A 20568-nucleotide genomic window follows, 5' to 3' on the forward strand; every position below is an offset into this window, starting at 1 on the left:
AGCTTGCGCTATAAGTTTCTGCTTCCTATCAGCTTTCTGCAATCGGTCCGATTAACAGAGGCTGACTAGATGTCGCCACGGCTTGCAACGACGCGAAGTCGCGCGGGTGCGTTCTTGGTCATATCGACGATTTCGGGAAGTCTCACTGGCTCGGGCTTTACGATCACCTTCTTCGCTCTCACGCTCCAGTTCCAGAGCGCCTCAGCCGGAATGGGGAGCACCAGAAACCAGTGCTCGATAATGCCGAGCGTGAGGATCACGATCGAAAAGGTAAGCGCGAGCGCCTCAAAGGGTGAATGCTGCATCTCGACCGCCTTATGAACGAGAGCAGCCGCGAAGGCCGTCGAAACGGTGATCGAAACCGGGAAAAGCAGGTTCATCGGCCTCTTGCGCAGAAACGAGCTGAGATAACGCAGGTGCTCGGGAAAGAAGTGGTCGTTGAGGTTGCGGACGCCGAGGACCGCGTTCACCTTCGCGCTCGCATGCATGAGCCAGATCACGGTGTAGGTCCAGGAGCCGATGTGGTTCGTGCCGTTGAGCGTCGCGAAGCATACGGCGACGCCGAGAAGCGCCGCGCTCGCCTCATGATAGAGGCAGGTTTCGGCGGCATGCCAGAGATGACGCGGGCCGGAGCAGCCGGGAGGGCAAGCCGTCTTGCGCGGTCCGGTGATCACGCCCGTGTAGAACGTCAGCTGCGTCCACGCCCACGCGAGCAGACCGCAGGTGAAGCTGACATAGGCAGCGAGCACCGTCTGGCTCTGGCTCGCGGCGTAAAGGCCGTAGAGCGAGCCCAGCATCACGAGCGTCCCGCCGAGCACACTCCATTTGTACGTACGCTTCGGCAGGTTGTTGAGATACAGGACAGCCCCGGTGCTGAACCACCAGACGAAGAGAACGTAGAGGGTCGGAAGCCCGTAATGTATCACTGCCCTGCCCTCGTTAGCACACTGTTCGCGGCCTCGCCGACTGCGGCGCGCGAAGCGCCACGACCGGCAAAGGCGAGCACCCGGCCGCGCTCCCGGAAAACACGAGTTTCCTTGATGAACGACCGCTCACCTCGTGAACCAGCCTCATCGAGGCACGCTCGCCTGGGGGAGGAGTTGCGAAAAGGTATCGGCGTTCCTCTGCCCGTAAGCGGCAAGTTCCAGTGTTTCACCCGTTGTCGGATCGGTCAGCGTCAACTTGCCGTCGCTCCACTGGGTGACGACAAATGGCGTTTCGGGCCCAGCCTTGGAACGCGTCTGACGCACTTGGCCAAGAAGGCGGAGCGACGTTGCCATGAATGTGTTCTTCTCGCGCTCCAGAACCTGGAAAGGCTCGGTTGCCCCCTGATCAAAGGCGGCAATACCTCCCGAAGGAGCGTCCCGGAACACGACAGCGCGCGAGACGAGCGGACGGCGCGACGCATCCGCAACGCCTCCGCCATGTCTATCGATGACGCTTGTGCCTATTACTATAACGAGAAGAGCGGCCACCGCCACGCTTCCCAGAAGCAGCGCTTTGTTCACACCCTTGAACATGCCGGTGCGTTTCCAATTCGTTTACGCTGCCTCGGCAGCCGGCTGACCGATGTCAGACTCTTTTTTTTCCGCACCCTGCTGATCGGTCGCGGTCTGCGTCTCTCTATTTTCATTCTCATCTAAGCTCTGTGCGGCAAATGGCGCAAGAGCCGTTTTGAGGATTTCGGCAACCTTTTCCGCTTCCGGGACCGAACGCAACATCGGCTGCGTCGGCGAGACACGCCATGGCCTCGTATGAGGCCACAAGATGAGATAGGCGATGCGGTCTTTGCCGCTCGTTTCGAAAGCGACGTCCGCGCAGCCGTTCGAATGCCTGTTCATGGCGACATTCTTGACGAGGCGGAGCGGCACATTGACGGCTTTGGTGAAGGCGATCCCGTAACGCAACACCACACGCCGAGACGTTATCGTGTAGATCGTCGTCTTGGCTAGAAGCAGCGACCAGATCACCGCCATAGCGACAACGATACCGTTCAGAAGCGCGAGAAAGGCCGCGAGTTCGAACGCGTCCGAAACCGGCTTTCCGTCGAGAACGGGAACCAGAAGCCGCCACGCAATCAAAACCGCGAAGTAGAGCGTTATCGTGCGCACGTGGCAGAGATGAACGGCCAGGGACCGCCATTTAGGCGACCCCTGCCAAAGGATTTTTTCATCCTCGGGAAGCTGGTACGGGAGTCCCCGTACCGGCTCGTAGTCGTATTCACTCATAAAAGGGGCTCCTGGCGGGCCGGGGTGGCATACAGGATGCCGCCTGCGAAATACGCGCAGACCTTGTCTTCTTCGAGTCGCGTGATGCGATCCGGGTTGGCGAGCTTCGGCGCGTCTTCGATCTGGGCGCCGAGGATCGATTCGAGCACGACCTTCCCCTTGCCCTGGTCGATCTTGGACAGCGTGAAGGGCACGAGAACATTGCGGCCCTTCGGCGTCGTCACTTCGAGATAGCGGATGATGACTTCCGAACGGTCGAGCCACGCATCGCGGATCTTACCGGCCTTGACGCCATCGGCGCCGTAAACCGTGAAGCCGCGCGGGTCGCGGTCGTGCTCGTCGATCGCGTGGTCTGTGGCTACGCGCAGGGGAGCGATGCGGGTCAGACCGTCATAGGTCAGATCCGGAACGTCCTGACGCTGCACCCACGAAGCCGGGCCCACGCCGTCGATCATCGGGTTGCCGGTCGGCACATACGGCGAGCCGGGATGATTGGTGAGGGGCTTCAGCTTCAGGTCGCGTTGGGGCTTGGCTGGCTGAGGAGAGGTCGTCGTGCCGCCGTGGAAAAGACGGAAGATCTTTTTGTCCGGGATCGTGAGATAGCCGTCATTCTGCGGCTGGCCCGTCGATTCGTTGATGAGGGGATAACCCTCGCGCCGGTCTTCGCGGCGCAGGTAAAGGATCAGAAGCGCGAAGAAGATCCAGAACGCGTACAACGTCACCTGGGCGACGTCGAGATGTGATGTCAGTGCGCCGGTTGGCATTAATACCTCCAAAGTTTTTTCTTCAACCCGGATAATCAGCTAGGCCGAATTGCGGCGGCTTTTGCCTTGATGCATTACCCGCTGTTCGCACCAGGGGGCCGATAGCCACGAGCGTCGCGAACAACAGGGCAATTTCGATATGATAGACAATGAGGTAACTTGTGTCTGTGCGCATTAGCGCCTCACCGAGGCTACCGTTCGCCGCAAGGGTCGCGCTAACGTCGCGGATCGCGCCGCCGAGTGCAATTCCGCCTCCTGTCGCAGAGGCACCGACCGCACCCCACGCACCAAGCGCTAACCCCGCCTGAGAGGCTTTTGCAAGCTCCATCGCGGCGGTAAGCGTGCCTGCGGCAAAAAAGCCGCTGCCGAAACCGAGCGCAACGACACCCACTTCGAATAGGAGTGGTTCGCCGACGGGGGCGGAAAAAACGAAAGCGGTGAGTGCCAGGAGGCCGACCAATACACCTTGTGCGGCGAGCCGATGCGGGTTGGCGCCAGCGTCGAGTCGGCGCGCGGCAATGGCGAGCGAAACGAGGGCGCCAAGTGCGAAAAACGCCGTCAACGCAGTGGTTTGCGCGACCGTCATACCGAGAACCTGACCGCCATAAGGCTCGATCAGGATGTCCTGCATGCTGAAGCCGACCGTACCGAGGCCCAACGCCACGAAAATGCGCTTCCAGTTGCCCGTCGCCATGAACGTGCGCCACGCTTCGCCGAAATCGGGCTTCGGCTCGTCATCGGCGAGGCGGCGCGGCCTGCGCGGCTCCTGCTTCCACAGTGCGACAATATTCAGCACCATGGTCGTGAGCGCGGTGCCCTGAATCACCTCGATGAGCCGCAGCTGACTGAAATTCGTGAGGAGGTCGCCCAGAATCAGCGCGCTGACGCTCATGCCGATCAGCAGCATCACGTAGAGAAAGGCGACGACTCGCGGCCGCTTTTCAGCGGGCGAGAGATCCATTGCGAGCGCAAGCCCGGCTGTCTGAGTCGTATGCATGCCTGCGCCGACGAGCAAGAATGCCAGCGCAGCGGCGAATTGTCCGAGAATCGGCGGTCCTTGCGTGTCGCCCGACAGCAGAATCAGCGCGAACGGCATGATGGCGAGCCCGCCGAATTGCAGCAGCGTGCCGAACCAGATATAGGGCACGCGCTTCCAGCCGAGCAGCGAGCGGTGCGTGTCGGACTTGAACCCGAGAAGTGCGCGGAACGGTGCGAAAACCAGCGGGATCGCGATCATGAGCGCGACGAGCCACGCCGGCACGCCGAGGTCGAGAATCATGATGCGGTTCAGCGTGCCGTTGACGAGCACCAGCGCCATGCCGACCGTCACCTGAAACAGCGAAAGGCGCAGAAGCCGGTGCAGCGGAAGTTGCGGCGTGGCCGCGTCCGCGAAGGGCAGGAATTTCGGTCCGAGGCCCTTCAGGAAGAGGTACGCCCCGCTTGGGTGCGTGGCCGATGTGCCCCGCTTGGCTTCGGACGCGACAGCAGCTTGCGACTGATTCGCGGCCGAATCCTTCGCGCCAGCGCTCTCGATTGCGTCTCCCCCGCGATGCGGAGGAGCCTCGGCGGGTTGCGTCGTGAAAGAAGCGGCCGGATCGCGCAGGGCGCAGGGATCTTCCGGCGCCTCTTTCGAAGTTCCGGGCGTTTCCACGTTCCTATGACCGCCGACATCCGTCACGAGGCAGACAACTCCATCGCATTCGAGGTGTAGAACCCGTTCACGATTCGCTCCGAGCGCCCCTGTGCAAAGCCCGCGAGGCGACTATCCTTCGCGATCATCCCTGAAAGTTTGGCTTCCGCAATAGGTTCGATGGCTGGCGACCGATCCGAGCGGGGGAAAAGTTTGCCCGCGCTGTGCATGACCGAGAGCGCAAGCGTCCTCGGGGCGAAAGTAAAGAGCACCTTCTGGTCGGCGAGAGCCGCGAGGCCCGAAAGCGCGCTCACAAGGTCGTCGGCCTTGTAATGGATGAGCGAGTCCATCGCGACGCAGAAGTCGTAGCGGCCGCGCGAAGCATCCAGCATATCGCCGGAGTAGAACTCGATGCGGTCGGCGACATCTTCAGGCATGCGCTCCTGAGCGATGCCGACGAGCGTCGGGGACAGGTCCACCGCCACGACATGCGCGCCGCGCCGCGCCGCTTCCACCGAGAGAAGCCCCGTGCCGCAACCCGCGTCGAGAAGGCGCGCGCCGGAGAGGTCGTCGGGAAGCCAGCTCATGAGAGTCGCGCGCATGCGGTCGCGACCCGCGCGAACCGTCGCGCGCACGCCGCTGACGGGGGCATCCGCCGTCAGCTTCGCCCACGCATCCGCCGCCGTCCTGTCGAAATAGGTCTTAAGGTCGTGGCGGCGATCGAGGTAGGACTGCGTCGTCATCAGTTGAATCCTAGGAATTCGAAAATATCGCGGTCTTTCATCGGCTTGGCCTCAAGCGGCTCGGAGCCGTCCCACATGGCCTTCGCAAGCTGCAGATATTCGGCCTGCGCGCGCTCCACGTCTTCGGACGGGTCCATTTCGAACAGCGTCTTCTTCTTGAGGCGCGAGACGCGGATGCAATCGAGGTCGGGGACATGCGCCATGCGCTTCAAACCGATGGCCGCGTTGAAGCGGTCGATCTCGTCCGTCGCGCGGCTACGGTTCGCGATCACGCCGCCGAGGCGCACGCGGTAGTTCTTCGACTTCGCCTGAATGGCCGCGACGATGCGGTTCATCGCGAAGATCGAATCGAAGTCGTTCGCCGTCACGATCAGCGCGCGCTCGGCATATTGCAGCGGAGCCGCGAAGCCGCCGCACACGACGTCGCCCAGCACGTCGAACACCACGACATCGGTCTCGTCGAGCAGGTGATGCTCCTTCATGAGCTTCACCGTCTGGCCGACGACATAGCCGCCGCAGCCCGTGCCCGCCGGCGGTCCGCCCGCCTCGACGCACATGACGCCGTTATAGCCCTCGAACATATAGTCTTCGGGGCGCAGCTCTTCGGTGTGAAAATTCACCGTTTCGAGCACATCGATCACGGTCGGAATCATGCACTTCGTGAGCGTGAACGTGCTGTCGTGCTTCGGATCGCAGCCGATCTGGAGCACGCGCTTGCCGAGCTTCGAGAACGCGACCGAAAGGTTCGACGATGTCGTGCTCTTGCCGATGCCGCCCTTGCCATAGACCGCGAAAACCTTGGCGTTCCCGATCTTCATGTTCGGATCGAGATGCACCTGCATGCTGCCGTCGCCGTCGCCTTCGTCCTGGCCTGCGGCGCCCTTGGCGCGATATTGCGGGATCGGCTGCGCCGGGATGCGCGTGTACATGCTCATGCGGCTTCCTCTACCATACCAACCCCTTCGATCTGGTCTTCGAGTTCTTCAGACGCCTTGCGAAGAGCATCGAGGGTCTCGTCGTCCGGCTTCCAGTAGTTGCGTTCGTAAGCTTCATTCAGGCGGTTCACCATGCGCGCGGTGGCCGTCGGGTTCAAGGCCGCTAGCCGCTTTCGCATTGTCTCGTCAAGCACATAGGTTTGCGTCAGGCGCTGATAGACCCACGGATCGACCTGCCCTGTCGTTGCCGACCAGCCCATCGTGTTGGTGACCGTCGCTTCGATCTGACGCACGCCTTCATAGCCGTGCTCCAGCATGCCCTCGTACCATTTCGGGTTGAGAGCGCGCGTGCGCGTTTCCAGCGAAACCTGCTCGGACAGTGTGCGAACCTTGCCCTCGCCGCGCGTCTGGTCGGCGATATAGACTGGCAGATCCTTGCCGCCCTTCGCGCGCCTGACCGAGCGCGTGATGCCGCCCAGCGTATCGAAATACTGGTCGATGGTCGTCACGCCGAGATCGACCGAATCGAGGTTCTGATAGGCGAGATCGACGTCGGCGAGCATGGTTTTCAGCAGCGCGGGTTGCGCCATCGGCTTGCCCTGCCGCCCATAGGCGAAGGACTTGCGGCGGCTGTAGGTTTCGGCGAGTTCGTCCTCGTCCTGCCATGCCCCCGAATCGACGAGCAGGTTCACATTCGCGCCGTAAGCGCCGTCGCCGTTCGAGAAGACGCGCAGCGCGGCTGTTTCCATGTCGCATTTCTGCGACGCCTGATAGGCGAGCGCGTGTTTGCGGATGAAATTCTTGTCGAGCGGTTCGTCCGCGATGGCGGCCTCGTAGGACGCTTCCGCCAAGAGCTTCATCTGCAGCGGAAGCAGGTCGCGGAAGATGCCCGACATGGTCATCACCACGTCGATGCGCGGTCGGCCGAGTTCTTCAAGCGGCACGAGCGAGGCACCGGACACGCGGCCATAGCTGTCGAGGCGTGGACGCGCGCCCATGAGCGCCAGAGCCTGCGCAATCGGCTCGCCTTCCGTCTTGAGGTTGTCGGTGCCCCACAGCACGAACGCGACCGATTCGGGTAGCGCGTTGCCCTCCGCCATGTGGCGGTCGAGAAGCCGCGCGGCCTGTTTCTCGCCTTCCTTCATCGCGAATACGCTCGGGATGCGGAAGGGGTCGAAGCCGTGGATGTTGCGGCCGGTGGGCAGGATGTCAGGATTGCGGATGATGTCGCCGCCCGCGACAGGCTTGATATAGCGGGCGTCGAGCGCGCGCACGATGGCGGGCAGTTCCGCGTCCTCGCCAAGATAATTGTACATCTGCGCGAGCTTTGCGAGCTTGCCGATGTTCTGCTCGGAGCGTTCGAGGCCGGCGCGTTTCAGCGCATCCTCAGGCGACTGGCCGCCCGCTACGGCGCGGATCAGGTCGTGAGGCGGGCTGAAACCGTCGAGCGCCTCGGCGGCGAAGGTCAGAAGATCGCGCCGCTCGTCGTCGGTCGCGGTCTTTCCGACGACGTGGAGGCCGTGCGGAATCAACGTCTCTTCAAGCTCGATCACGGCATTGATGAGCGCCGCAACCTTGCCCTCGACATCGGCGGCGGGCCATTGCGGCTCGGCCTCAGCCAGATCGACGGCAGCGGCCTGCGCCTGAATGAGCGTCGCCAGCGCTTCCTTCTCGGCTTCGGCCGTGTCGGGCACGAACTCGCGCCAGCGTTGCACCGAAGCCTTGAGGTCGAGCAGCCCGCGATAAAGCCCAGCCTGCGTGACGGGCGGCGTCAGATAGCTGACGACCGTCGCGGCGCTGCGGCGCTTCGCGAGCGTACCTTCGGACGGGTTGTTCGCGGCATAGAGATAGAAGTTCGGCAGGTCGCCGATGAGGCGGTCCGGCCAGCAATCGCCCGAAAGGCCGGTCTGCTTGCCCGGCATGAATTCGAGCGCGCCATGCGTGCCGAAATGCAGGAGCGCGTGCACGCCGAAATCGTCGCGCAGCCAGCGGTAGAAGGCCGAGAAGGCATGCGTCGGCGCGAAACCGCGTTCGAACAGCAACCGCATCGGGTCGCCCTCGTAGCCCATCGCGGGCTGAATGCCGACGAACACATTGCCGAACGTCTCGCCGAGCACGAACACCGTCGCGCCATCGGTCTGCTGGCGGCCTGGCGCGGAACCCCACGCCTTTTCGATCTGCGGCAGCCACTTCTCGGCGCGAATGTAATCGTTGACCGGGATGCGGGCGAGCACGTTGGCGGGCGTGCCGTAGCGGGCCGAATTGCCGCCGATGACGCGCTCGCGCAGCGCATCGACCGACTCCGGCACCTCGACCGTATAGCCCTCGGCCTTCAGTCGCGTAAGCGTGTTGTAGAGCGACTCGAACACCGCAAGCGACATCGCCGTGCCGATATTGCCGGCGTTCGGCGGGAAGCAGAACATCACCACGCCGAGCTTGCGCTCCGCACGCTCGCTCTTGCGAAGCGCGATCAGACGCTCGATGCGCGAAGAAATCATTTCGGCGCGCTCGACGCAGGAATGCATATCGCGCGCGGTCGAGGTCGGGAAGACGCAGCCGAGTTCGCAACCGGAGCACGGCGCGTCGGTGCAGTCGGAACGGCCGCCGAACACCGCCGGACCCGTGGCGCCGTCAAGCTCGGGGATCGCCACCATCATGGTGCTTTCCACCGGCATGAGGCCGCGCACGTCGCCCGCCCATTGCTGGAGCGTCTGGAATTCCACCGGCTGGACGGAGATATAAGGAACGTCGAGCTTGGCGAGGATTTCCTGCGCGCCCTTCGCGTCGTTGTAGGCCGGGCCGCCGACGAGCGAGAAACCCGTGAGCGACACGAGCGCGTCGATCTTCGCGCTGCCGTTCTCGATGAAGTACCGCTCGATCGCCTCGCGCGCGTCGAGGCCGCTCGCGAAGACGGGGATCACGTTCAGGCCGCGCTTTTCCAGCGTCTCGATCATGCCGTCGTAATGCAGCGAATTGCCCGCGAGCACATAGGAGCGCATGACGAGCACGCCAACGGTGCCCTTGTCGCTGCCCTTTGCGTGCGGCAGTTCGTCGATGCTGTGGCCGACGCGATGCTTCAGCGTCGGATGGTAGACGCCGACCTCCGGATATTCCACCGGCTCCGCCGCGCTGATCTTGCCGCGCAGCGCCTGACGCGGGCCGCTCGCATAGCGGTTCACGAGGTAGCGCACCATGTGCGCGATGTTGTCGTCGGAGCCTGCGAGCCAGTATTGCAGCGTGAGGAAGTACGCCCGCACGTCCTGCGCGGCGCCGGGGATGAAGCGCAGGATCTTCGGCAGGCGGCGGAGCATCGCCATCTGTTTCGCGCCGGCGTTCGCGGGCTGGCTCTCGCCTTCCTTCTTCTTCGGCTTCAGTTTCTTCAGCAGCGACAGGACGCCCTTGTCGGAGCCGTCCATGTTGAAGCCGCCCATCTTGGTGACGCGCGCAACTTCACTTGCCGACATGCAAGCGATCATGGCGTCGCAATGGTCGCGGCGCGCTTCGAGCGCAGGCAACACCGCTTTGATGTGCTCCTCGATGAACAGCATCGTCGTGAGGATGATGTCGCCCTCGCGGATGTCGTCGAGGCACTCGTCGAGAAGCTCTGGGTTCTGGCCCCACTCGCTCGCGGCGTGAAGCGTGATGCGAAGGCCCGGCAACTCGTCTGCCAGCGTCTCCTTGGCGCGCTCGACCGCGCTCGCCAGATGGCTGTCGAGCGTTACAATGACGAAGCGCACTGGTGTGCTGCTAGCGGCTGAAGTGCGCTTTTGCATCGTAAAGTGTCTCTACCGTGATGTTCGAGATGCCTTTTTCGGCGGCGTAGCGCTCAGTGTTCCGTTTCGCTTTGCCGCGAACGAAAAAAGGAATTTTGCGAAGCTCGGCCTCGGCGTCAGCGAGCCATACGAGCGCGGACGGCGTGGCGGGTGTGTCGGCGAGCGCGACCTCTGCCGGGGCAGCGACCGCGAGTTCCCGCGCGGCAGGCGCTTCCTTCGGGGCTTGCGGCGCGGCGCCGAGATGCGAGGGGGCCTCCTGAAACTCGAAGTCCTCGCGGAACATGCGAAGCAAATGCTCCTCAAGGCCCATCATGAGCGGATGCACCCAAGTGTCGAACAGCACGTTCGCGCCTTCGAATCCCATCTGCGGCGAGTAGCGCGCGGGGAAATCCTGCACATGGACGGGTGCGGAGATCACGGCGCACGGAATCCCGAGGCGCTTGGCGATATGCCGCTCCATCTGCGTACCGAGCACGAGTTCCGGGTTGCTGTCGCGCACCGCGGCTTCGACTTCGAGGTAATCGTCGGTGATCAGCGGCTCGACGCCATATTCGGCGGCGGCGGCGCGGATCTCGCGGGCGAATTCGCGGCTGTAGGTGCCGAGGCCGACGACCTGGAAGCCGAGTTCCTTCGAGGCCACCCGGGCGGCGGCGAGCGCATGCGTCGCGTCGCCGAAGATGAAGACGCGCTTGCCGGTGAGATACGTCGAGTCGACCGAGCGCGAGTACCACGGCAACCGCGTGCGCTCCGGCACGTCGGCGGAGACGCCGGCGATCTGCGCGACCTCGGCGATGAAGGCGCGCGTCGCGTTCACGCCGATGGGAACGGTCTTCGTATAGGGCTGCTTGAACGCGCGCTCCAGCCATTGGGCGGCAGACAGCGCATGTTCGGGATAGAGCACGAGGTTGAAATCGGCATCCGGGATGCGCTGGATGTCGGCGGGCGAGGCTCCGAGCGGCGCCACCACATTGACGCCGATGCCCATGCTGTCGAGGAGGCGCGTGATTTCGACGATGTCGTCGCGATGGCGGAAGCCCAGAGCGGTCGGGCCGAGCAGGTTCGCGAGCGGTCGCTCGTTCTTCGGGCGCTCCTGCCCCTGACGGGGTGACGCCAGCGTGCGAACGATGCGGTAGAAGGTTTCGGCCGCGCCCCAGTTCTCTTTCTTCTGATAGGCGGGCAGTTCGAGCGGGATCACGGGAACGGGCAAGCGCAGCGCGTCGGCGAGGCCGCCTGGGTCGTCCTGGATGAGTTCGGCCGTACATGACGAGCCGACAAGCATCGCCTGAGGCTTGAACCGCTCATACGCATCGGCGAGCGCCGACTGAAAAAGCTCCGCCGTGTCGGTGCCGAGATCGCGCGCCTGAAATGTCGTGTAGGTGACGGGCGGACGCTTGTCGCGACGCTCGATCATCGTGAACAGAAGGTCGGCGTATGTGTCGCCCTGCGGCGCATGAAGGACATAATGCACGCCCGTCATCGCGGTCGCGACGCGCATCGCTCCGATATGCGGGGGGCCTTCATAGGTCCATACGGTAAGTTGCATCCGTTAAACCTCCAGCCGCGCGCGACGATTGAGCGGCCGTGCAAAAAGCTCCGCGAGGTCGCCAGCCTGATCGTAGCCTTGTATCGGCGTAAAAAGAAGCTCGATTGACCACTTCGTGGCCAAGCCCTCTGCTTCGAGCGGGTTGGCAAGGCCGAGGCCGCAGACGGTGAGATCGGGCCGCGCCTCACGGCAGCGGTCGAGTTGGTGTTCCACGTCCTGCCCCTCGTAGATAATGACATCCTTGTGAAGCAGGTCGAGTTCGGCAGCGAGATGCTGGCGGTGAAGGTAGGGCGTGCCCACTTCCGCGAGCGTCATGTCAAGTTCGCGGCTCGCGAAGCGCGCGAGCGGCACTTCGAGCTGCGAATCCGGGAAGAAGAAGATGGACTTGCCTTCGAGCTTCGCCTTGTGGGCGGAGAGCGCGCGTCTGGCGCGTTCACGCGGTGCGGCGATAACGGCTTCCAAGCGCTCGTCCGGAACGCCGAATGTCCTGGCGGCGGCGCGCAGCCAGCCTGTCGTGCCCTCTTCGCCGAGCGGGAACGGAGCCGGAATGTGCCGTGCGCCGCGACGTTGGAGCGTGCGGGCGGTCTCGGTCAGGAACGGCTGCGCGAGCAGGAAGTGCGTATTCTCACCCACAGGCGGCAGATGCTGGCTGTCACGCGGGGGGAAGAAATGCACGTTTTCGAGGCCGATTTCGCGGAAAAGGCGGGCGAACTGGTCCTCGACCACATCCGCAAGCGTGCCGACGACCATCAGCGAACGCGCGGCATCCCGCTTCGCTTCGGGCAAGACCGGCGCCAGCGCGGCGAGACAGGTGTCCTCGCCCTGCGTGAACGTCGTGTCGAGGCCGCTGCCGGAATAGCTGAAAATGCTGACGCGGCCTGCGAAGTCGGCTGAGAGCCGCTGCGCCGCGCGGTCGAGATCGAGCTTGATCACCTCGGACGGGCACGACGCGACGAGAAACAGCATCTTGATGTCCGGGCGGCGTTCGAGCAGCCGGTTCACCACGCGGTCGAGTTCCTCGTTCATGTCGGCGAGGCCCGCGAGATCGCGCTCTTCTATAATGGCGGTGCCGAAGCGGGGCTCTGCGAAGATCATCACGCCGGCGGCCGACTGGATCAGGTGCGCGCAGGTTCTGGAGCCGACGACGAGAAAGAAGGCGTCCTGAATTTTGCGATGCAGCCAGACGATGCTGGTGAGCCCGCAGAAAACGGCGCGCTGGCCGCGTTCGTGACGAATCTGCCGGTCTTGACAACCGGTGTCGGCGACGGCGTCTTCAATGCTCATTGCGCCATCTCCGGCTCGACTGCGACTTGCACTTCGGCGGCCTTTCTTGCCTCATCGAGGCGGGCGGCGCGAAGCTTGAGAAGGAATTGCACCGCGTTCACGACATAGGCCGTGTAGGCCGCGAGCGCGATGAACATCTGGGTGCGCGTATCGAACACCCCGTAGATGAGGGCGACGAGATAGGCGGTGTGAAGCGCGATGACGAGAAAACTCATCACGTCTTCCCAGAAGAAGGCCGGGGCCAGCAGATATTGCCCGAAGACTTTCTTCTCCCAGATCGCGCCTGTTATCATGATCGTATACAGGACGAACGTCTTGACGACGATGGACACCGTCGCCGCATATTCGCCGTTGCCGGTCGCCAGAAAACGAAGGACGAGCCCAAGGCTTACGAGAAAGACGAGAAACTGCAATGGCGCGAGCACGCCCTGAACGAGCGTCCAGGGAGAGGCGTCGCGGCGGATGCGTTCTTCAGGCGTATAAAGCGGGCGTCGCGGTTTTTTGCCCAGCTTTTGTTGCATGCGCTATCCCCACATCATGTCGGTGGCATTTAGAACTGCTGTCAATCGACTGTCAACAAAACTTGACGTAAAGTCCGATTTACAGTTACCTTAAGCTGCGTCGTTCGGAGAGCCCTGCGTGACGGTGGGCTAGCGGCTCGTTGAATTCGTTTGATGAGGCGCACCCCTTTAGCTTAAGCCTCACCCAAGTTTCAACCCGTCGTGGTTGCGGGCCGGGTTGCTAGGCCGGGCTTGAAGATCGTGTCACTTATCGCTGGCAGGAGGAAAAGGCAAGCAGACGTGAAGGCGCAGGATCTCGCGCTCATCGCGATCGCGGTTCGTCCGGACGACTTGCCAAACGATGAGAGGGTGAGACCATTTCACAGCTTCTTGTTGCTCTTCATGCCGACATGCCCAAGCCCGCAGCAGCAGGCATGGCAGAATTCACACCCGGCGACATCGAGCGCTTCACTTCTCTTCTTCTGTCGCCCGACGGCGCGGGAGCGGCTGCCTTCGTCGACCGCACTCGCAGGGAGGGCCACGAGGTTGAGGCCATCCTTCTCGACCTGTTCGGGCCTGCGGCAGTTCGTCTCGGCCATCTCTGGGAGTCGGATCGCTGCGGTTTCGCGCAGGTCACGATCGCAGCTTCGCGCCTTCGGGAACTGCTGCGAACACGGGCCGTTTCCTTTGAAAACAACGTTCACGTGTGGCATCACGGCCGCCGCGCGCTTCTCGCCTCGACGCCCGGCGATCAACACTCACTGGGTTTGTTCGTGGTCGAATCTTTTTTTCGTCGCGATGGCTGGGATGTGTACGGGGGCCAGATTGACTCGAGCGATGAAATTACCCACTTAGTCGACAGGCAATGGTTCGCCGTCGCCGGATTTTCTCTCAGTTCAGAGCGATTCCTGGATCGGCTTTCGTCGCTGATCCGAAGCGTCCGGCGGCACTCGTGCAACCGCGATATAGGCGTGCTTGTAGGCGGCGCAGCGTTTCTTCAGCGGCCCGATCTGGTGGGACAGGTCGGAGCTGACGCATTTGCCCCCGACGGGCGCTTGGCTGTGTCACGCGCACGGGCTTTGCTCGCGCACAAGCCTCTGCGCAATTAGCGAGGCGAGAGGATATTGGCGCAACAATGGAGATCCTGGTCTCTCGCACCGTGAACTCGTTTCAATCACCGAAGAAGTCGCTTGGTTCGCTGAACGCAAGCGTCGTCGCACGGCTGATTTCCGCCGCGGCCGATGTCGCGCTCGTTGTCGACAAGAGCGGCATCGTCAAAGACATCGCGGTGGGCAGCGAGGATCTTGTCAACGCCGGTTTCGGCGAATGGATCGGTGTGTCCTGGGTCGACACGGTAACGCCGGAAAGCCGTCACAAGATCGAGGAGCTGCTGCGCGAGGCCGCGCTCAAGGTTCCCACGCGGTGGCGCGAAGTCAACCACACGGCGCCGGGCGGCGACCTCGTCCCGGTGCGCTATTCGGTCATCCAGATCCGCCCCGACGGACGCGTCGTTGCCTTCGGACGCGACCTTCGCGCGCTGGCGAGTCTCCAGCAGCAGCTTGTCGACGCGCAGCTTTCGATCGAGCGCGATTATGCGCGGCTCAGGCAGTCCGAGCTTCGCTACCGGCTGCTCTTCCAGATCGCTTCCGAGGCCATCGTCATCGCCGACGCCTGGTCCGGCCGCATCACCGAGGTGAACCCGGCCGCGCAGACGCTGATCGGCGAATCCTCGAAAAAGCTCACCGCGCAGACGCTCGCCGATCTCGTCGATCCGGCCGACGCGGCCGCGCTTCAGGATCTTCTCGCGACGGTTCGATCCACGGGCGTCGGCGACAATGTCGTCGTACGGCTCGCCGGTCTCGATCGGCGGTTCACCTTTTCCAGCTCGTTCTTCCGGCAAGGAGCCAGCGCGTTCATTCTCGCGCGAATTGCGCCCGTCGACCCCGATGTCTGCGAATGCATGCCCGGCAAGACGGGGACGCTCGACCGGATTCTCGAACGCCTGCCCGAAGGTTTCGTCATGACCGACGCCGATGGGCGGGTGATTTCGGCGAACACGGCGTTCCTCGACCTGGCGCAGCTTTCCAATCCCGAGCAGGCGCAGGGCCACGCGCTCGAAAACTGGCTCGGCCGCTCCGGCGTCGACATGAATGTGCTGATGGCGAACCTGCGCGAGCACGGCTCCGTGCGCGGCTTCCCGACCATCGTGAACGGCGCCTATGGCTCGCTCGAAGATGTCGAAGTGTCTGCCGTGTCCGTGCCGAACGGGCAACAGCCCTGTTTCGGCTTCGTGATCCGCTCATCCGCGACGCGCGCCGCCCAGCAGAAGGCCGCGCGTCCGGCAAATCTGGCGCGCTCCGTCGACCAGCTCACCGAACTCGTCGGTCGGGTTTCGCTGAAAGACCTCGTGCGCGAATCGAGCGACCTCATCGAGAAGCTCTGTATCGAGGCCGCGCTTGAGCTCACCGGCGACAACCGCGCCTCGGCCGCCGAAATGCTGGGGCTGTCTCGCCAGAGCCTGTATGTGAAGCTTCGCCGCTACGGCCTCGGCGATCTGCAGCCGGAAGGCAGCGGCGAGTAACAGGGCACGCCCGACGCACCGAAAATCAGCGGCTTCCCGACAAGCTTCAGCCGGATAGGGTTTTTTGCCTCACAGCCCTCACGGCCTGTAAACCCAAATTGACAGGCGTCGATGTAAAATCTAGTGTCCGGCCATGAACCGGCCTGACTTTGCAACCATCCTCGAATACATGAAGCCCATCACGTGGTTTGCACCCATGTGGGCTTTCGGCTGTGGACTGATCTCATCAGGCTTCAGCTTCGGCAGCAATTGGCAAATCGTGGTCGCGGGCGTGTTGCTCGCGGGGCCCATGGTCTGTGGCACAAGCCAGGCCGTCAACGACTGGTACGATCGCCACGTCGACGCCATCAACGAGCCGAATCGGCCAATCCCGTCCGGGCGACTGCCCGGAAACTGGGGCTTCTATATTTCCGTCACATGGACGATCCTCTCGTTGATCCTGGCGACCACGCTCGGTTTCTGGGGTTTCGCAGCGGCAACCCTCGGCCTCATCCTCGCGTGGATGTACAGCGCGCCGCCCTTCCGCCTGAAGCAGAACGGCTGGTGGGGGAATCTCGCGTGCGGGCTCGCCTATGAAGGGCTGCCATGGATCACGGCTGCCGCCATCATCGCGGCTGCCCTGCCCGACTGGCGCATCCTGACCGTCGCGCTTCTTTATAGCCTCGGCGCGCATGGCATCATGACGCTGAACGACTTCAAGTCCGTCGAGGGCGACATCAAGATGGGCGTGCGCTCCCTGCCCGTGCAGCTCGGCGTTCGCAAGGCGGCGTGGCTCGCCTGCGTCGTCATGGCACTGCCGCAGGTGATCGTGATCGGCCTGCTCTTCTCCTGGAATAGCCCTTGGCATGCGGGCATGGTTTCGGCGCTTCTCGTCGTGCAGTTCGTGCTGATGCGCCGGTTCCTCGGAAATCCCCGCGAACAGGCCATCTGGTACAACGCCACCGGCACCACCCTTTATGTTCTCGGCATGCTCGTCACCGCTTTCGCATTGCGTCCGCTGTTGCAGGGTTAAATGTAAATGTCCACGACACTCGGCTGGTTTGGCATCGTCCGGCTCGGACTCGTGCAGATGGCGCTCGGCGGCATCGTTGCGCTGGCCACTTCGACGCTGAACCGGGTGATGGTGGTGGAGCTTATGCTTCCGGCGACGCTGCCGGGCTTGCTGTTCGGCATACATTACGCGGCCGAGATGCTCCGCCCACGTTGGGGCCACGGCTCCGACAAGGGCGGCTCGCGCACACCGTGGATCATTGGCGGCATGGCCGTCCTCGCGCTCTCGGGCGTCGGCGCAGCGGGGTCCATCGGGCTCATGTCGACGAACACGACCGCGGGCATCGCCTGCGCGGTCCTCGCCTATATCGGCATCGGCATCGGCGCGGGCGCGGCGGGAACCTCGCTTCTCGTCCTCGTCGCAAAATCGACGGCCCCCGACCGCAAGGCCACGGCCGCCGCCATCGTCTGGACGTTGATGATCGCCGGCACCGCGCTCGCGGCGGGCTTTGCGGGCTATATGCTCGCGCCGTTCTCGATGGAGCGGCTCATCGCCGTCAGCGCGTCAATCTCGGCCATCGCATTCACAATCGCCGTGCTCGCCATCTGGGGCGTCGAGCGGCGTGTGGTCGACGGAGCGGAGAAACCGAAGGAAAAGCCGGCGCACAGCTTCATCGATGCCATGAAGGATGTGCTGTCCGAGCGTGACGCGCGTCGCATGACGATCTTCATCTTCATCTCCATGCTCGCCTTCAGCGCGCAGGAGCTGCTTCTCGAACCGTTCGCGGGGTCAGTCTTCGGGCTCACGCCAGCCGAAACGGCGAAGCTGTTCGGCTCGCACCGCGCGGGCATCGTGCTCGGCATGGTGGCGGGCGGCCTTCTCGGCATTTTCTCCGCGAAGAGCAGTTCCCTCGGACGATATTGGGTGGCGGGCGGTTGCTTCGCCTCGTCGGCTGGGCTTTTCGCGCTCGCGGCTGTCGGCCTCGGAGCCGAATCCGGGCTCCTCAAGACCGTCGTCTTCTCACTCGGAATGGCGAATGGCGTCTACGCGGTCGCCGCCATCGGCACCATGATTTCGATGGCAAGCATCGGCAAGGGCTCTCGCGAGGGCGTCCGCATGGGCATGTGGGGCGCGGCGCAGGCCGTGGCCTTCGGGCTTGGCGGCGTCGTCGGCACGGCATCCGTGGATGTGGCGCGCGTGGCGCTCGGCTCGGCCGCCGCCGCCTATTCGCTCTTGTTCATCATCCAGGGCGTGCTGTTCGCGTTCTCCACCTACCTCGCCTTCAGGCTGACTGCCGCTACGCAAGTCCCTGACGAGTCGCATCACGAAGCAGACCTTTCTTATCATCAGAATGCCCCGTTACGGGTCCATCCGGAGCAAGTTTGACTATGACCGATCTTGACACTTTCGACGTCATCGTGGTCGGCGGCGGCCCCGCCGGTGCTACGGCAGCAAACGATCTCGCGCGAATGGGCCATCACGTGCTTCTGCTCGACAGGGGGCACCGCATCAAGCCTTGCGGCGGCGCAATCCCGCCCCGGGCGATCAAGGATTTCGCCATTCCCGGCGAATGCCTCGTCGCGCGCATCACCTCCGCCCGCATGGTGGCGCCATCGGGCAAGGAAGTGGACATGCCCATCGACGGCGGCTTCGTCGGCATGGTCGATCGCGCAACCTTCGACGAGTGGCTTCGGAACCGGGCGGCGGATTCGGGCGCCGAGCGTCGGAAGGGCAAGTTCGAGAAGTACTGGCGCGACGAGAAGGGCCGCGCCGTCATCACCTACAAGACAGCGGATGGCGAGCACGTCAGCGTGGCGGCCAAAGCCGTCATCGGCGCGGACGGCGCGAACTCGGAAGTGGCCAAGCAGGCGCTGCCCGACGTGAAGAAAGTGCCGCTCGTGTATGCATATCACGAAATTGTGAAGACTCCGGTTGGCGGGCTGACGAACTACGATCCCACCCGCTGCGACGTCTATTATCAGGGCAAGCTCTCGCCCGACTTCTACGCCTGGATCTTCCCGCACGGCGACACGGTCAGCATCGGCACCGGCACCATGATCAAGGGCTTCGACATGCGTCAGGCCGTGGCCGACCTTCGCAAGCATGTCGGCCTTGACGAAGAGCACGCTGAAACGCTGCGCTGGGAAGGCTCGCCGATTCCACTCAAGCCCTTGAAACGCTGGGACAATGGCCGCGATGTCGTGCTGGCGGGCGACGCGTCCGGGGTGGTCGCTCCGGCTTCGGGCGAAGGCATCTATTATGCGCTGCTGGGTGGCCGCCTCGCCGCCGAAGCCGCTGCCGAGTTCCTCAAGACCGCCGACGCGAGGGCGCTCGCTACCGCGCGCAAGCGGTTCATGAAGGAGCATGGGAAGGTGTTCTGGGTGCTCGAACTCATGCAGCACTTCTGGTACCGGAACGACAAGCGCCGTGAACGCTTCGTGAACATTTGTCAGGACAAGGACGTTCAGCGCCTCACGTGGCAGTCCTATATGCATAAGGAACTAGTTCGCTCGAATCCCGTTGCTCATGCTAGGATCTTCTTCAAGGATCTGGCTCACCTTCTGGGATTGGTACGAACGTGACGTATACACACACGGACACTGCGGAAGCGCTCGCTGGGCCCCGGCCGGGGTTCTGGAAGCCCTTTGGAATCGCATTTCTTCTCGCCATGGTGGTCGGCGGCCTCGGTGCGCTGACGACCGACCTTTCGTCCTGGTATCTTTCGCTGAACAAGCCGTCGTGGCAGCCGCCGGACTGGGCGTTCGGCCCGGCCTGGACGATAATTTATGCCTTCACCGCTCTCGCCGCCGTCTATGCGTGGCGCGAGGCTCCCACGCGCGACGACAAGCTGACAATCATTGTCCTGTTCCTCTGCACAGCGTTCTTTAACCTGCTGTGGAGCCTTTTGTTCTTCCGCCTTCAGCGGCCCGATTGGGCGTTGATTGAGGTGGGCGCGCTCTGGGCGTCGGTGTTCATTCCGATCATCGTTCTGGCGCGTTACTCGAAGACGGCGAGCTGGCTCCTCATGCCCTATCTGGTATGGGTTACGTTCGCGGGCTTCCTGAATTATACCGTGGTTCAGCTGAACCCGCAGGTCATCGCGCAATAGCTCGGCATGGCCGGGTAAGCCCGGCCATCCTGATCCCGCCTCACCATTCCATTCGCCCGGCCCCGCTTCCGGGCGTTTCCGTCATGCGATTACTCAATGACAACGCTTCTCGACATCATCCTCGTGCTAGTTGTTGCGGAGGCCGGCTTACTCGCGGCGCTCCGCGTCCGGAATAACGAGGCCTCGGCGATCACGTCGGATCTTGCTTATCTCGCGTCGGGTTTTTTCCTCATGCTGGCGGTACGTCTCGCCTGGACCGAGTCGTCGCCGGTGCTACCGGTGCTGGCCCTCGTCACGCTCGCCGGTATTTCCCATATCTTCGACATCATGCGGCGTTTCAGGAAGTCGGCCTGAGCGATCAGCGTTCCCGACCGAAAAGCACGCCGCGTTTCACCGCTCAGCGCAATCGTAATCGGCTAGCTTCGGGTAGCTTGAGCGGACCGCATCCGTAACTCTCGCGGAGTGGTTTGCCCGCACGTCGCCATTC

At 63.2% G+C, this 20568-nt stretch carries 18 protein-coding genes; 7 read left to right on the forward strand and 11 right to left on the reverse strand.

Features of this window, described 5'->3' with window-relative positions:
- Window positions 1–65: 65 nt before the first annotated feature.
- From puhE to bchF, 11 genes are all read right to left on the reverse strand, one after another.
- Complete coding sequence (gene puhE, locus RVAN_RS04970) at window positions 66–926, reverse strand: putative photosynthetic complex assembly protein PuhE (RefSeq protein WP_013418667.1); 861 nt, start codon at window positions 924–926, stop codon at window positions 66–68.
- Between the two features lie 144 nt (window positions 927–1070).
- Window positions 1071–1520 (reverse strand): photosynthetic complex assembly protein PuhC, encoded by a 450-nt coding sequence (gene puhC, locus RVAN_RS18700; protein WP_013418668.1) that lies wholly within the window; start codon window positions 1518–1520, stop codon window positions 1071–1073.
- 21 nt (window positions 1521–1541) lie between these two features.
- The gene (puhB, locus tag RVAN_RS04980) at window positions 1542–2228 is read right to left on the reverse strand and encodes a photosynthetic complex putative assembly protein PuhB (RefSeq protein WP_013418669.1); all 687 of its coding nucleotides are present in this window, start codon (window positions 2226–2228) and stop codon (window positions 1542–1544) included.
- Window positions 2225–2992, reverse strand: coding sequence for a photosynthetic reaction center subunit H (gene puhA / locus RVAN_RS04985; protein ID WP_013418670.1), 768 nt, complete (start codon window positions 2990–2992; stop codon window positions 2225–2227). Before puhA ends, puhB begins: the two co-directional genes overlap by 4 nt.
- A 22-nt stretch (window positions 2993–3014) precedes the next feature.
- Window positions 3015–4415 carry a BCD family MFS transporter gene (locus RVAN_RS04990; protein ID WP_041788324.1) on the reverse strand — a complete coding sequence of 467 codons (1401 nt, stop codon included), beginning with the start codon at window positions 4413–4415 and terminating at the stop codon, window positions 3015–3017.
- 251 nt (window positions 4416–4666) lie between these two features.
- Window positions 4667–5365, reverse strand: a complete 699-nt coding sequence (gene bchM, locus RVAN_RS04995) for a magnesium protoporphyrin IX methyltransferase (RefSeq protein WP_013418672.1) — start codon at window positions 5363–5365, stop codon at window positions 4667–4669.
- Window positions 5365–6207: a ferredoxin:protochlorophyllide reductase (ATP-dependent) iron-sulfur ATP-binding protein gene (gene bchL, locus RVAN_RS05000; RefSeq protein ID WP_245258054.1), complete on the reverse strand. Its 843-nt coding sequence runs from the start codon at window positions 6205–6207 to the stop codon at window positions 5365–5367. The genes bchM and bchL overlap by 1 nt, the downstream gene beginning before the upstream one ends.
- An 89-nt stretch (window positions 6208–6296) precedes the next feature.
- Window positions 6297–10073: a magnesium chelatase subunit H gene (locus RVAN_RS05005; RefSeq protein WP_013418674.1), complete on the reverse strand. Its 3777-nt coding sequence runs from the start codon at window positions 10071–10073 to the stop codon at window positions 6297–6299.
- Window positions 10048–11616: a ferredoxin:protochlorophyllide reductase (ATP-dependent) subunit B gene (bchB, locus tag RVAN_RS05010; RefSeq protein ID WP_013418675.1), complete on the reverse strand. Its 1569-nt coding sequence runs from the start codon at window positions 11614–11616 to the stop codon at window positions 10048–10050. Before bchB ends, RVAN_RS05005 begins: the two co-directional genes overlap by 26 nt.
- A gap of 3 nt (window positions 11617–11619) precedes the next feature.
- Entirely contained in the window at window positions 11620–12900 is a 1281-nt protein-coding gene (locus tag RVAN_RS05015; protein WP_013418676.1) for a ferredoxin:protochlorophyllide reductase (ATP-dependent) subunit N, read from the reverse strand.
- Complete coding sequence (gene bchF, locus RVAN_RS05020; RefSeq protein ID WP_013418677.1) at window positions 12897–13421, reverse strand: 2-vinyl bacteriochlorophyllide hydratase; 525 nt, start codon at window positions 13419–13421, stop codon at window positions 12897–12899. Before bchF ends, RVAN_RS05015 begins: the two co-directional genes overlap by 4 nt.
- Window positions 13422–13834: 413 nt before the next feature.
- Here bchF and RVAN_RS05025 point away from each other — a divergent pair, with 413 nt between their 5' ends.
- The 7 genes from RVAN_RS05025 to RVAN_RS05055 all read left to right on the forward strand — a co-directional run bounded on the left by RVAN_RS05025 (window position 13835) and on the right by RVAN_RS05055 (window position 20435).
- Window positions 13835–14509 (forward strand): cobalamin B12-binding domain-containing protein, encoded by a 675-nt coding sequence (locus RVAN_RS05025; RefSeq protein ID WP_169309517.1) that lies wholly within the window; start codon window positions 13835–13837, stop codon window positions 14507–14509.
- A 26-nt stretch (window positions 14510–14535) separates the two neighbouring features.
- Window positions 14536–15981, forward strand: coding sequence for a transcriptional regulator PpsR (ppsR, locus tag RVAN_RS05030; RefSeq protein ID WP_013418679.1), 1446 nt, complete (start codon window positions 14536–14538; stop codon window positions 15979–15981).
- A 133-nt stretch (window positions 15982–16114) separates the two neighbouring features.
- A complete protein-coding gene (gene chlG, locus RVAN_RS05035; RefSeq protein ID WP_013418680.1) occupies window positions 16115–16993 on the forward strand; it encodes a chlorophyll synthase ChlG in 879 nt (292 codons plus the stop codon).
- Between the two features lie 6 nt (window positions 16994–16999).
- The gene (locus tag RVAN_RS05040; protein WP_013418681.1) at window positions 17000–18358 is read left to right on the forward strand and encodes a BCD family MFS transporter; all 1359 of its coding nucleotides are present in this window, start codon (window positions 17000–17002) and stop codon (window positions 18356–18358) included.
- Between the two features lie 2 nt (window positions 18359–18360).
- Window positions 18361–19554: a geranylgeranyl diphosphate reductase gene (locus RVAN_RS05045; RefSeq protein ID WP_013418682.1), complete on the forward strand. Its 1194-nt coding sequence runs from the start codon at window positions 18361–18363 to the stop codon at window positions 19552–19554.
- Entirely contained in the window at window positions 19551–20081 is a 531-nt protein-coding gene (locus RVAN_RS05050) for a TspO/MBR family protein (protein ID WP_013418683.1), read from the forward strand. The genes RVAN_RS05045 and RVAN_RS05050 overlap by 4 nt, the downstream gene beginning before the upstream one ends.
- 96 nt (window positions 20082–20177) lie before the next feature.
- Window positions 20178–20435, forward strand: coding sequence for a hypothetical protein (locus tag RVAN_RS05055; RefSeq protein WP_013418684.1), 258 nt, complete (start codon window positions 20178–20180; stop codon window positions 20433–20435).
- Window positions 20436–20568: the final 133 nt, after the last annotated feature.

The organism is Rhodomicrobium vannielii ATCC 17100 (genome assembly GCF_000166055.1).
Classification (GTDB): domain Bacteria; phylum Pseudomonadota; class Alphaproteobacteria; order Rhizobiales; family Rhodomicrobiaceae; genus Rhodomicrobium; species Rhodomicrobium vannielii.

Bases quoted from the DNA above. Each gene is read 5' to 3' on its own strand.
- puhC (WP_013418668.1), bottom strand. From the start codon at position 1,520: ATGTTCAAGGGTGTGAACAAAGCGCTGCTTCTGGGAAGCGTGGCGGTG.
- puhB (WP_013418669.1), bottom strand. From the start codon at position 2,228: ATGAGTGAATACGACTACGAGCCGGTACGGGGACTCCCGTACCAGCTT.
- puhA (WP_013418670.1), bottom strand. From the start codon at position 2,992: ATGCCAACCGGCGCACTGACATCACATCTCGACGTCGCCCAGGTGACG.
- bchM (WP_013418672.1), bottom strand. From the start codon at position 5,365: ATGACGACGCAGTCCTACCTCGATCGCCGCCACGACCTTAAGACCTAT.
- bchL (WP_245258054.1), bottom strand. From the start codon at position 6,207: ATGCAGGTGCATCTCGATCCGAACATGAAGATCGGGAACGCCAAGGTT.
- RVAN_RS05005 (WP_013418674.1), bottom strand. From the start codon at position 10,073: ATGCAAAAGCGCACTTCAGCCGCTAGCAGCACACCAGTGCGCTTCGTC.
- bchB (WP_013418675.1), bottom strand. From the start codon at position 11,616: ATGCAACTTACCGTATGGACCTATGAAGGCCCCCCGCATATCGGAGCG.
- RVAN_RS05015 (WP_013418676.1), bottom strand. From the start codon at position 12,900: ATGAGCATTGAAGACGCCGTCGCCGACACCGGTTGTCAAGACCGGCAG.
- bchF (WP_013418677.1), bottom strand. From the start codon at position 13,421: ATGCAACAAAAGCTGGGCAAAAAACCGCGACGCCCGCTTTATACGCCT.
- RVAN_RS05025 (WP_169309517.1), top strand. From the start codon at position 13,835: ATGGCAGAATTCACACCCGGCGACATCGAGCGCTTCACTTCTCTTCTT.
- ppsR (WP_013418679.1), top strand. From the start codon at position 14,536: ATGGAGATCCTGGTCTCTCGCACCGTGAACTCGTTTCAATCACCGAAG.
- chlG (WP_013418680.1), top strand. From the start codon at position 16,115: ATGAACCGGCCTGACTTTGCAACCATCCTCGAATACATGAAGCCCATC.
- RVAN_RS05040 (WP_013418681.1), top strand. From the start codon at position 17,000: ATGTCCACGACACTCGGCTGGTTTGGCATCGTCCGGCTCGGACTCGTG.
- RVAN_RS05045 (WP_013418682.1), top strand. From the start codon at position 18,361: ATGACCGATCTTGACACTTTCGACGTCATCGTGGTCGGCGGCGGCCCC.
- RVAN_RS05055 (WP_013418684.1), top strand. From the start codon at position 20,178: ATGACAACGCTTCTCGACATCATCCTCGTGCTAGTTGTTGCGGAGGCC.